10 protein-coding genes are annotated in these 11,482 nt (G+C 67.1%); 7 read left to right on the top strand and 3 right to left on the bottom strand.

Going from position 1 to position 11,482, the window contains the following annotated elements; all coding sequences use genetic code 11:
- The 6 genes from GSQ83_RS11530 to GSQ83_RS11555 form a co-directional block, all read left to right on the top strand.
- On the top strand, positions 1–556 hold a 556-nt coding region (locus GSQ83_RS11530; RefSeq protein WP_158803022.1), incomplete at its 5' end, for a cob(I)yrinic acid a,c-diamide adenosyltransferase.
- 56 nt (positions 557–612) lie between these two features.
- Positions 613–1,566 carry an outer membrane protein assembly factor BamD gene (locus GSQ83_RS11535; RefSeq protein WP_158803023.1) on the top strand — a complete coding sequence of 318 codons (954 nt, stop codon included), beginning with the start codon at positions 613–615 and terminating at the stop codon, positions 1,564–1,566.
- Between the two features lie 35 nt (positions 1,567–1,601).
- Positions 1,602–3,296 carry a DNA repair protein RecN gene (recN, locus tag GSQ83_RS11540; RefSeq protein ID WP_158803024.1) on the top strand — a complete coding sequence of 565 codons (1,695 nt, stop codon included), beginning with the start codon at positions 1,602–1,604 and terminating at the stop codon, positions 3,294–3,296.
- Between the two features lie 68 nt (positions 3,297–3,364).
- Positions 3,365–5,446, top strand: a complete 2,082-nt coding sequence (gene ligA, locus GSQ83_RS11545; protein WP_158803025.1) for an NAD-dependent DNA ligase LigA — start codon at positions 3,365–3,367, stop codon at positions 5,444–5,446.
- 219 nt (positions 5,447–5,665) lie between these two features.
- Positions 5,666–6,649 carry a UDP-3-O-acyl-N-acetylglucosamine deacetylase gene (gene lpxC, locus GSQ83_RS11550; RefSeq protein WP_158803026.1) on the top strand — a complete coding sequence of 328 codons (984 nt, stop codon included), beginning with the start codon at positions 5,666–5,668 and terminating at the stop codon, positions 6,647–6,649.
- Between the two features lie 80 nt (positions 6,650–6,729).
- Complete coding sequence (locus tag GSQ83_RS11555) at positions 6,730–7,365, top strand: outer membrane lipoprotein carrier protein LolA (RefSeq protein ID WP_158803149.1); 636 nt, start codon at positions 6,730–6,732, stop codon at positions 7,363–7,365.
- 51 nt (positions 7,366–7,416) lie between these two features.
- Here GSQ83_RS11555 and GSQ83_RS11560 read toward each other — a convergent pair whose 3' ends face one another.
- The 3 genes from GSQ83_RS11560 to GSQ83_RS11570 form a co-directional block, all read right to left on the bottom strand.
- Complete coding sequence (locus tag GSQ83_RS11560) at positions 7,417–7,671, bottom strand: DUF3297 family protein (protein WP_158803027.1); 255 nt, start codon at positions 7,669–7,671, stop codon at positions 7,417–7,419.
- 55 nt (positions 7,672–7,726) lie between these two features.
- Positions 7,727–9,259 carry a YifB family Mg chelatase-like AAA ATPase gene (locus GSQ83_RS11565; protein WP_158803028.1) on the bottom strand — a complete coding sequence of 511 codons (1,533 nt, stop codon included), beginning with the start codon at positions 9,257–9,259 and terminating at the stop codon, positions 7,727–7,729.
- 63 nt (positions 9,260–9,322) lie between these two features.
- Complete coding sequence (locus GSQ83_RS11570) at positions 9,323–10,339, bottom strand: LacI family DNA-binding transcriptional regulator (protein ID WP_158803029.1); 1,017 nt, start codon at positions 10,337–10,339, stop codon at positions 9,323–9,325.
- 112 nt (positions 10,340–10,451) lie between these two features.
- Here GSQ83_RS11570 and GSQ83_RS11575 point away from each other — a divergent pair.
- On the top strand, positions 10,452–11,482 hold a 1,031-nt coding region (locus tag GSQ83_RS11575), incomplete at its 3' end, for a phytanoyl-CoA dioxygenase family protein (protein ID WP_158803150.1).

An 11,482-nucleotide genomic window follows, 5' to 3' on the forward strand; every position in this document is an offset into this window, starting at 1 on the left:
GGTCACGCGCGGCGGCGACGGCGGCCAAACCTCGCTGGGCACCGGCGAGCGGGTTTCGAAAGCTGCGCCACGAATCGAGGCGATCGGCGCGGTGGATGAAGCCAATGCGGCCATCGGCGTGCTGCGGCTCCATACGCGCGACCGGCCGGAAGAGGACGCGATGCTTGCCCGCATCCAAAACGATCTCTTCGACCTCGGCGCCGACCTCTGCGTCCCGCCGCCCGAGAATGGTCCGGACGAACGCTTGCGGGTGAGCGCGGAGAGCGCTGGCCGCCTGGAAGCGGAAGTCGCGGCGATGAATGAGACTTTGCCGCCGCTCACCAGCTTTGTACTGCCCGGCGGCACGACAGCCGCCGCCTTCGCCCATGTGGCACGAACAGCCGTACGCCGGGCCGAGCGCGCGACCGTGACGCTGGCCGCTGCCGAGGTGGTCAATCCTTGGGCGGTCCGGCTGCTCAATCGACTGTCGGACCATCTCTTCGTTCTCAGCCGGGCACTGAATGCTGGCTCAGGATTGGAGGTTGTCTGGGTTCCGGGCTCCAGCCGAAAGTCGTGATTACGGCTTCCCGCGGGTCTTCGCGCGCGATGGGTAAGTGGCTATAAGCCCGGACGATGTCGCAGAAACGCAGCTATTTCCCGCTCGCCGCCCTGATTCTGGCCCCCTGCCTGACCGTTGGTCTGGCGGGCTGCGGCATATTCAATAGTGGCCCGTCCAAGAAAGAGTTGACGTCGATCTACGCCAAGTCGCCGCCGCAGGCGGTCTACAACGCGGGCATCAACAATCTTCAGAAGGGGAATTATCAGGAGGCGGTCGATGCCTTCAATTCAGTGGAAGAGAACGCGCCTTATTCCCCCTGGGCGACCAATGCCCAGCTCATGCACGGCTACACGGAATATCTGCGCAGCCACTACACGGACGCGATCAGCGCGCTGAACCGCTACATCGACCTCCATCCGGCTGACCGTGACATCGCCTACGCCTATTACCTCCGCTCCCTCTGCTATTATGAGCAGATCTCCGACGAGCAGCGTGACCAGCGGACGACGCATGACGCCATCGGCGCCCTGCAGGATGTGGTGAATCGCTTCCCCGACAGCGCCTATGCGCGGGATGCCCAGCTCAAGATCGATCTCGCGAACGACCAGCTCGCGGGACACGAGATGGTCATCGGCCACTTCTATGAGAAGCAGCATTTCTATGCAGCCGCCATCGGCCGCTACCAGTCGGTCGTCAACAACTACCAGACGACCAACCACACCGCCGAGGCGCTGGAGCGGCTGACCGAGATTTACCTCAAGCTCGGCATGACCGATGAGGCGCGGCGCACCGCCGCCGTGCTGGCCTATAACTATCCCGGCAGCCCCTGGTATCAGCAGGCCTTCGGCAAACTCGCCGCCGAGGACGTGATCGACCGCAAGACCGGCACCGCGACGCTTGCCGAGGCTGGCCATACCACCACGATCGCCGGCACGACCGCAGACCCTGCCTCGCCGTTGGCGGCCCGTCCGGTCGCGGCCACGCCACCGCCGAAATCCTCGGGGGGCTTCTTCGGCTGGCTGTTCTGATACTTTCCCCCCTCTGACGCGGATGGCCTGGGTCCATGCTCAGCGCGATATCCATCCGCGACGTGGTGCTGATCGACCGGCTCGATCTCACCTTCGGCGACGGCCTGACAGTGCTTACCGGAGAGACTGGGGCCGGTAAGTCGATCCTGCTCGATAGCCTCGGCCTGGCGCTTGGGGTCCGGGCTGATAGCGGCCTTATTCGCGCGGGCCAGGAACAGGCCGCCGTCACTGCCTTCTTCACACCACCGCCCGCCCATCCCGCTTTCGCGCTGCTCGCCGAGCAGGGGCTGGAGGGCGACGAGGATATCGTGATCCGCCGCGTGGTGAGCCGCGACGGCCGCTCGCGTGCGTTCGTCAATGACCAGCCAGTCAGCGCCGGCCTGCTGCGTCGTCTCGCGGCCTTGCTGGTCGAGGTACAGGGCCAGCACGACCAGATCGGGCTGGCGGACCCCGCCGCCCACGGCCCGCTGCTCGACGGCTTCGGCGTGACACCCGCACTGACCTCGGCCGTCGCTGCCGCCTGGACGAGCTGGCGGACAGAGACGACGGCGCTCGATGCGGCGCGGCGCGCCATGGCGGAGGCGGCGCGCGATGAGGAATGGCTGCGCCATACCGTCGATGAGCTCGGCAAGCTGCGGCCGGAACCCGGCGAGGAAACGCGGCTCGCCGAAACCCGCCACGCGATGCAGCAGGCGGTGCGCCGAGCTGAGGGGATCGCCGCTGCGCTCGCGGAAATCGCCCCGCGTGAACGCCGGAACCCAGGGCCCGCCGCCGCATTGCGTGCCGCCGCGCGCGGATTGCAGCGATTGGTGCCCGCCGGCGAGGGTGAAACCGGGCCGCTCGCCCCCGCCATGGCAGCCTTGGACCGTGCCGAGGAGGCTTTGGCCGAGGCCGAAACGCTGCTGTCCCGACTTGGCCAGGAGGCGGATGCCGATCCGCGTGTTCTTGAGCAGGCTGAGGAGCGGCTTTTCGCCCTCCGCGCGGCAGCCCGCAAACACGGCATCGCTGTCGATGAACTTCCCGCACTGCAGGACGAACTCAGTGCTCGCCTCGCCGCGCTCGACAGCGGCACGGCCGGGGTCGCCGAGCGGGTCGCCGCCGTCGCCGCCGCTCGCAAACTTTACGTCGTGCGCGCCGAGGCGTTGAGCGCCGCACGCACCGAAGCCGCTCGTAATCTGGAAGCCGCGATCTCGGCCGAATTGCCGCCCCTCCGCCTCGACAAGACGCGCTTCGTCGTGGAGCTTCTGCCGCTGGACGAAGCAGGCTGGGGGGCGCGCGGGGCCGAAGCGGTGCGCTTCCTCATCGCGACGAATCCGGGGCAGGCGCCGGGTCCGATCGAGCGCATTGCCTCGGGCGGCGAGCTGTCGCGCCTCATGCTGGCGCTGAAGCTGGTGCTCAGCCGTGGTTCGCCCGTCGGCACGCTGGTTTTCGACGAAGTGGATTCGGGGATCGGTGGTGCTACAGCCGCGGCCGTCGGCGAAAGACTTGCGCGGCTCGCCCAGGGCATCCAGCTTCTAACCGTGACGCATAGCCCGCAGGTCGCGGCGCGCGGGGATGCGCATCTGCGCGTCGCCAAGGCATTGGATGGCGAACGCAGTGTCACGCGTGTGGAGGCGATGACGGGGAACGCAAGGCGAGAGGAATTGGCGCGCATGCTATCCGGCGAGCAGGTAACGGAAGCGGCGCGGGCTGCGGCGGATAGCCTGTTGGGAAATCGGGCCCGCGTATAGGCCAAACTCCCATCCCTTCCAGGGGTGAGGCAGGTCGCAACTTTGATCAGGGCGCCGGAGCGGACGACATGACCAAGAAGCCCAGTCCTCGCGCGCAGACGAAAACCTCAGTCACGGCCGAACTCGCCGAACTCGCGGCCAAGATAGCCAAGGCTGACCAAGCCTATCACGGCGATGACGCGCCCGAGATGACCGACGCGGAATACGACGCGCTGCGCCGGCGCCATGCCGAGATCCTCGAGGCGCATCCGGACCTCGCAACTCCGGACGCGACCGAAGCGGTCGGCGCCCCGCCCGCCGCCGGTTTTGGCAAGTGGCCGCATGGCGTGCCCATGCTGTCGCTCGACAATGCCTTCGCCGCCGCTGATTTCGAGGAATTTGAGGCCCGCATCCGGCGCTTCCTCGGCTTCAAGACCGACAACGCGCTGCATTTCCTCGCCGAACCGAAGCTGGACGGCCTCTCCATTTCCCTGACCTACGAGGAAGGAAAGCTCGTCGCTGCCGCCACGCGCGGCGACGGCTTCGTGGGCGAGGAAGTCACCGCCAATATTCGAACCCTCGGCACCGTGCCGAAGACCTTGAAGGGCAAGGCGCCCGCGCGGATCGAGATCCGTGGCGAGGTGCTGATGACCAAAGCGGATTTCCTTGCGCTCAACGCGGCGCAGGAGAAAGCCGGCGAGCGGCTTTTCGCCAATCCGCGCAACGCGGCGGCCGGCAGCCTGCGCCAGCTCGATGCCCGCATCACCGCGAGCCGCCCGCTCTCCTTCTTCGCCTATGCGATGGGCGAGGCGAGCGAGAGCGTCGCGGAGACGCATTCGGCCTATCTCGACCGCCTGGCCGCCTGGGGCTTCGCCGTCAATCCCCTGCGCCACGCGGTGGCTGGCGGCGGCGAGGCGGGGGCGTTTCAGCAGGAGATGGCCGAGACGCGGGCCACGCTGCCCTATGACATCGACGGCGTCGTCTACAAGCTGGACGACCTCGGTTTACAACGCCGCCTCGGCTTCGTCGGGCGCGCGCCGCGTTGGGCGATCGCCTGGAAATTCCCCGCCGAGCAGGCGGTCACCTTGCTGCGCGACATCCGCATCCAGGTCGGCCGCACCGGCGCACTGACCCCCGTCGCCGAGCTGGAGCCGATCAATGTCGGCGGTGTTCTGGTGACACGCGCAACGCTGCACAATGAGGATGAGATCGCGCGCAAGGATGTACGGATCAGCGACACGGTCATGCTGCAGCGGGCCGGCGACGTGATCCCGCAAATCCTCGGCATCCTGCCGGACAAAAGACCCCACGGCGCGACGCCTTGGGTGCCGCCGGAGACCTGTCCGATCTGCGGCTCGGTGGCGCTTCGGCCGCCCGGCGAGGTGGTGCGGCGCTGCACCGGCGGCCTGATCTGCCCCGCCCAGGCGGTGGAGCGGATCATCCATTTCGTCTCGCGTGGTGCGTTCGATATCGAGGGGCTGGGCGACCGGACGGTTGCCGAGTTCTACGATGACGGCCTCATCCGTGGCCCGGCCGATATCTTCGCCCTTCCGGAACACGAGGCGGAGATCGCGAAGCGTGAGGGCTGGGGCAAGCTTTCTGCCGCCAATCTTATGCGGTCGATCGAGGCACGCAGGAAAATCCCGCTCGCGCGTTTCCTCTTCGGCCTCGGCATCCGCCGCATCGGGGAAGTGAACGCCAAGCTCCTCGCGCGCCACTACGGCAGCTTCGCCCATTGGCGGGAGCAGATGCTGGCGGCGCGCGTAGTGGGATCGGAGGAGCGCGAGGCGCTGGGCGGCATCATCGGCGTGGGACCGGCGGTGGCCGAGGAGCTCATGGAATTCTTCGCCGAACCCCGCAACATTCAGGCGCTCGATGCGCTGGCCGCCGTGCTGACGATCGAGGACGCGGCGGTCGCGAGCGGCAACAGCCCCCTCGCCGGCAAGACCATTGTCTTCACCGGCGGCATGGCGACGATGACGCGGCCCGAGGCCAAGGCGCGGGCGGAGGAATTGGGTGCCCGTGTCACCGACAGCGTCTCGAAGAACACGGACTACGTTGTGGCCGGAGCTGATGCCGGATCGAAGGCGCGCAAGGCGGCCGCCCTCGGCCTTACCGTGCTCGACGAGGCGGGATGGCGGGCGCTTGCGGGTCTCCCGTCCGAGATATAGTTCGACTGAAAAGCATCCCGCACCGCAGCAGAGCAAACTAACTAACCGTGCTGCTTGCCCGACGTTTTTGTTTTAGTTCGAGAGCCTTATGAGCGAAACATCCAGCAACAATCCTTGACTGGCGAGGATCGCGCGCGGCCCTTAACTACTGTTAACGCAACGCGGTCTCAGCCAGTTGGCTAATGCCGCTCCGAGTCCGGACGGGTCAGGAGAGCTTTTATGGATGGATTGCCCGGACACTATGCCGAGATTGCCGCGCCCGCCCTGTCGCGCACTCTGCGTGAGGCGATCGATTGCGTCGGCGTCGGCCTGCATAGCGGTCGCCGGGCTCATCTGACGCTGCGGCCCGCAGCGGCGGGAACCGGCATTCTGTTCCGGCGCACCGATCTCGGCATCGACATCCCGGCCCGTTACGATCTCGTTTCCGACACTCGGCTTTGCACCCGGCTTTCCACGGAAGACGGGTCGGATGTCAGCGTCGGCACGATCGAGCATCTCATGGCCGCATTGGCGGCAACTGGGATCGACAATCTCCTCGTTGAGGTTGATGGCCCCGAACTGCCGATCTTCGACGGCTCCGCCGCGCCCTTCCTCTTCCTGATCGATTGCGCCGGCATCGCGGAACTCGCGGCCGCCCGGCCGGTGATCGAGGTGCTCAAGCGCGTCACGGTGCGGGACGGGGACGCCTCGGCGGTGCTCGAGCCGCTGCCCTCGGGCCGTAGCTGGCATGGTCTCGACATCACCATGTCGATCGATTTCGCCGCTGCCGCCATCGGCCGTCAGGATTGTAGCTTTCGCCTGTCCGAAAGCGCCTTCCGCGCCCAGGTCGCCGAGGCGCGCACTTTCGCGCTATCAGAGGAAATCGACGAGCTTCGCGCGGCCGGTCTCGCGCGCGGCGGCAATCTCGGCAATGCCGTAGTGGTGGAAGGCGAGCGTGTGCTCAATCCCGCCGGTCTGCGCATGCCGGATGAATTCGTCCGGCACAAGGTGGTGGACGCTGTGGGCGATCTGGCGCTTGCCGGTGGCACCCTTTTTGGCCGCTTTACAGGCCACCGGTCGGGCCACCGTCTCAACAACCTCGTGCTCCGCGCGCTTTTCGCCGACCGCCGCGCCTGGCGGATGATCACGGCTGGCGCCATGAGCGCTCGCGGCATCTCGGTTCCCGCCTCCTCCTCGCTCAGCATGGGTTCGCTGGCGGCATAATCGTGGCGGCGATGCGCTTCCATTGCATCATGTGACGCTGCCGCCTTCCTAAAGTCGCGCGTGAGTGCCACATGATCGGCATGAAGAGACGCAGCTTCCTTACCCTCCTGCCTGCCACCGGCCTCGGCCTCCTCGCGCCCGGGATCGCCCGCGCCCAGCTTGCCGCAGCCCCGCCGCGAAGCGCGCGGGACGAAGCCGACATCGCGCGCATCGAGAACTATCTCAACGGCATCCATACGCTGAAGGCGCGCTTCCTGCAGGTCGATGCCAATGGCAACAGCATCGGCGGCGATGCCTGGATGCAGCGGCCAGGCCGCATGCGGTTCCAATACGATGCGCCCGCCAGCATGCTGCTGGTCGCGGGCCATGGCTTGCTCGTCTACTACGATCCGGCAGTGCGGCAGACGAGCAATCTGTTCTTGTCGAGCACGCCCCTAGGTCTGCTCCTGGAAGACAACCTCCGGCTGTCGGGCTCGGTGACCGTCACCGGCCTCGCCCGCGCCAAGGGCCAGATTCAGGTGACCCTGGTGCGCACGCAGCGCCCGAATGACGGCACCATCACCCTCGTCTTCGCCACCGACCCGCTGACCCTGCGGAGCTGGATCATCCGGGATGCCCAGGGGCGCCAGACCCAGGTGAGCCTCTACGACGTGCAATACGGCGGCACCTTCCCGCAGAGTCTTTTCACTTTTGTCGGGCCGCAATTTCAGAAGTGAGGCCACGCGGCGCCGTTTGTGGCGCGGCGGCAAACCGTGCGGCTGCGCGGCTCAGCCCTTCGCGTCCGCCCCGTCTCGCAGATAGGGTTCCACGGGTCCGGTAAGCTTCATCGTCAGCGGCATGCCGTGGCGATCGACGGATTTGCCCACGGCGACGCGCACCCAGCCCTCGCTCACGCAGTATTCCTCGACATTGGTCTTCTCGACACCTTTGAAGCGAATGCCGATGCCACGCTCAAGCAAAGCCTGGTTGTAGTGCGGGCTGCGCGGATTGGTGGAGAGGCGGTCGGGGAGCGTATCGGACATTGGATCAGCCTTCGAAGGAACACGCGGAACCCTTAGCCCCTTCCGGCGCTTCCCCTCAACGCCCCAGCGGGTCACGGCCAGCGGCTCGGAGCACCGGCTGACCCGGCGGGCGGTGGCGATAGGCAAGCGCCTCCGCCACATCCATGCGCCGCACCTCCGCCACGCCAGCCAGATCCGCGATGGTGCTGGAGACCCGGAGCAGGCGCGTGAAGCCCCGCGCGGATAGTCGCAGGCGTTCGGAGGCAGTCTCCGCCAGCAAACGTCCTTCCCCGCTGATGAGAAGGCTACCAATGTCAGCCTCATTGTTGAGCAGCGTCTCGCCGAGGCGGCGCCTTTGCCGAAGGCGCGCCGTGGCGACACGCGCGGCGACGAGGGCGCTCGCTTCGCCTTCCGGCGCGCGGGAGAGTTCGGTGGGCGTGATCGGCGAGACCTGAATGACGAGGTCGATGCGGTCGAGCAGCGGGCCGCTTATGCGTCCCTGATAGTCCTCCGCGCAGCGCGGGGCTCGACCGCATTCGCGCGCCGCATCGCCGAAATGGCCGCAGCGGCAGGGGTTCATCGCCGCGATGAGCTGGAAGCGCGCCGGGTAGGTGATGTGGGCGGCCGCCCGCGCAACGGTGGTGCGCCCGGCTTCGACCGGCTGCCGCAGGGCTTCGAGGGCAGCACGGGGAAACTCCGGCAATTCATCGAGAAACAGCACGCCGCGATGGGCAAGACTGACCTCACCCGGTCGCGCGCGCTGGCCACCACCGGAGAGTGCCGCTTGCGACGCCGAATGATGCGGTTCGCGAAACGGCGGTCGCTTCAGCAGGCGCCCGCCCTCCAGCATGCCGGCAACGCTGTGCACCATGCTGACTTCGAGGGCCTCCAGCGGCGACAGATCCGGCAGCAGCCCCGGCAGACGGCAGGCAAGCATGGATTTGCCCGCTCCCGGCGGCCCGATCATGAGCAGATGATGCCCGCCCGCCGCCGCGATCTCCAAGGCGCGCCGCGCCGTTTCCATGCCTTTTACCTGAGCCAGGTCCGGACCCTCCGGTACTTCCGCCACGCCGCCGGATGCGGGCGGACTGAGAAGCTGGGTGCCGCGGAAATGGTTGATCAGCGACATGAGGTCGGGTGCCGCGAGGATCTCGATATTGCCTGCCCAGGCCGCTTCGGGGCCCTGCGACGCCGGGCAGATAAGCCCCCATTCGCGCGTCGCCGCCGCCATCGCGGCCGGCAGCACGCCCGCCACGGCGGCGATGCTGCCATCCAGCGCAAGTTCTCCCAGCGCCGCGTAACCCGCGAGTTCCTCGTATGGGAGTATGTCCATCGTGCCGAGTACGGCCAGCGCCATGGGCAGATCGAAATGGCTGCCCTCCTTGAGCTGGTCGGCGGGCGCCATATTGATCAGCACGCGCTTCGGCGGCAGCGACAGGCCCATCGCGGAGAGCGCCGCGCGCACCCTTTCCCGCGCTTCGGCGACCGCCTTATCCGGCAAGCCGACGACCAGGAAGTTGGGGATGCCGTTCGAAAGCTGTGCCTGAACCTCGACTGGCACAGCCTCGATGCCCGAGAAGGCGAAGCTGCGCACCCGCACGATCGCCATCGGAAACTTTCGTTGCTAAGTCGCATCAATAAGCGCGCGGCGCATCGGTGTCCATGCTGCCGCTCAACCCGGAAGATTGAATGGTGTAATCACCTGCACCGGGGACAATCCGCTCGCGAACTCCGGCAGCGCGCCATGGGCGACCATGATGTGGCGGCAGGCGGTCCGCATGTCCTGCCTTAGCTCGTGATGCAGCACCGCGCTGATCCGCCGCGCCCGCAACAGCGCCGCATTGTCGGCATCGACGTCGTGGCCCACGAAGACCCGGCAGGCACGGCCCGCCGCCGCGAAGGCAGCGACAATGGCGCGGTTGCCACCGCCGACCGAATAGACCGCCACGATATCGGGCGCCGCCGCCAGCGCCTCCCCGACCAGCGCGCCGGTCTCACGGTCGATCCCACGCCCCTCGCTGACCTCCGAGACGCTTACCCAGGGGTAGTCGTGTCGCAGCGCCTGGCGGAAGCCGACCTCGCGCTCCTCCTCGCCGCGGAAGCGATTGCTGCTAAGGGTGACCAGAACGCGGGACGGCGCCGGCCCCAGCCATTCGCCGATTAGGTAAGCCGCGGTTTCTCCCGCCGCCCGGTTGTCGATGCCGACATAAGCGCGCCGCCGGGCATGCGGCAGATCCGTTGCGATCGTCACTACCGGAATGAAAGCCGCTGCCAGCCGATCGACTGCCGCCGCCACCTCCGGCACATCGGGCGCTTTTAGGATAACGCCGTGGCTGCCACGATTGCGGATGCGCTCCAGCGTTTCGATCATCGCGCTTTCGGGCAAAGCCTCCGCGAGATGGAAGCGCGAGCGGAACACCGCCGGCTGGAGCATAGGCAACTCCGCCTCCAATGCCGCCCGCACCTCGGCACTGAACCGCGCCGGCGCCTCCATCACGAGGTCGATGGTGAAGCGGCGGCCGACCAAGGCGCGCTGTCGGGTCTGCGCCGCAAGGTCGCCGATCGCCTCGGTGACGCGTTGCTGCGTCAGGCTCCGCACGCCACCGCGTTGATTGAGCACGCGATCCACGGTCGCGACGCTGACCCCAGCCTGCGCCGCGATCTCCTTGACCAGGAAATCACGCGACATCAGGTGCAGACTTGAACCAGGGATCGTTGAGGGGTTTTTGAGGGATTCCTGCGCTGCTGGTCCATGCAAAGGCTTCTATGCTGTAGGCAGAAACGAACCAAGGGACGTCGCCGTGAAAACCGACAATCTTGCCCCATTGCGCGCTGATCGCGTCTTCCTCGCCCAGGACCGCACCTGGCTCGATGACTTCACACCCCTTCTGGCGCACGAAACGCGGCCGGAGGATTATCCCTTCGCCGCCGAGATCGCCTCTCAGGTTCTCATCTACGATTGCGACCGAGTGCGATCGGCGGCGGCCATGCCCGAAACCCGCCGCGCCCTCCTCGCCGAATGGGCTGAGGCGATGATGACCGGTCCCGGCATCATCGTGCTGCGCCGCGCCTTCACCGATATGGCGGCGATCGACGCCGCGAGCGACGCGTTCCGCGCCATCATCGCCGAGCAACACGCGAACCATACCGGCGGCGGCGACCACTTCGCCAAGCCGGGCGCGAATGACCGCATCTGGAACGCCCTCGAAAAGCTCTGCCTGCGCGAGCCGGAGATCTTCGCGCGCTACTACGGCAATGCGGTGCTCGCCTTGGTCTCGGAGGCCTGGCTCGGCCCGGCCTACCAGATGACGTCGCAGATCAACGTGGTGAATCCGGGCGGCACGGCGCAATCCGCGCATCGCGACTATCATCTCGGCTTCCAGACTCCCGCGATGATGGAGCGCTACCCGGCGCATGTGCACCGCCTGTCGCCCGCGCTCACGCTGCAAGGCGCCGTCGCGCATTGCGACATGCCGCTGGAGAGCGGGCCGACGCTCTACCTGCCCTATTCGCAAACCTACGAGCCCGGTTACCTCGCCGTGACAACGCCCGCCTTCGCGGCCTATTTCGACAAGCATCACGTGCAACTGCCGCTGGCCAAGGGCGACGCGGCTTTCTTCAACCCCGCACTCTTCCATGCCGCCGGCACCAACCGCTCGCGCAACATCTATCGGATGGCAAACCTTCTGCAGGTGTCTTCAGCTTTCGGCCGCGCGATGGAAAGCGTCGACCGCACGCGCATGAGCGCCGCGTTGTTTCCCGCGCTCGCCGCGATGCGCGCGGATGGCCGCATCTCCGAAGCCGAAGCGGCGAACGCCGTCGCTTCCTGCGC

This window comes from Acidisoma sp. L85, from assembly GCF_009765865.1.
Taxonomy (GTDB): domain Bacteria; phylum Pseudomonadota; class Alphaproteobacteria; order Acetobacterales; family Acetobacteraceae; genus Acidisoma.

Bases quoted from the DNA above. Each gene is read 5' to 3' on its own strand.
- GSQ83_RS11535 (WP_158803023.1), top strand. From the start codon at position 613: ATGTCGCAGAAACGCAGCTATTTCCCGCTCGCCGCCCTGATTCTGGCC.
- recN (WP_158803024.1), top strand. From the start codon at position 1,602: ATGCTCAGCGCGATATCCATCCGCGACGTGGTGCTGATCGACCGGCTC.
- ligA (WP_158803025.1), top strand. From the start codon at position 3,365: ATGACCAAGAAGCCCAGTCCTCGCGCGCAGACGAAAACCTCAGTCACG.
- lpxC (WP_158803026.1), top strand. From the start codon at position 5,666: ATGGATGGATTGCCCGGACACTATGCCGAGATTGCCGCGCCCGCCCTG.
- GSQ83_RS11555 (WP_158803149.1), top strand. From the start codon at position 6,730: ATGAAGAGACGCAGCTTCCTTACCCTCCTGCCTGCCACCGGCCTCGGC.
- GSQ83_RS11560 (WP_158803027.1), bottom strand. From the start codon at position 7,671: ATGTCCGATACGCTCCCCGACCGCCTCTCCACCAATCCGCGCAGCCCG.
- GSQ83_RS11565 (WP_158803028.1), bottom strand. From the start codon at position 9,259: ATGGCGATCGTGCGGGTGCGCAGCTTCGCCTTCTCGGGCATCGAGGCT.
- GSQ83_RS11570 (WP_158803029.1), bottom strand. From the start codon at position 10,339: ATGTCGCGTGATTTCCTGGTCAAGGAGATCGCGGCGCAGGCTGGGGTC.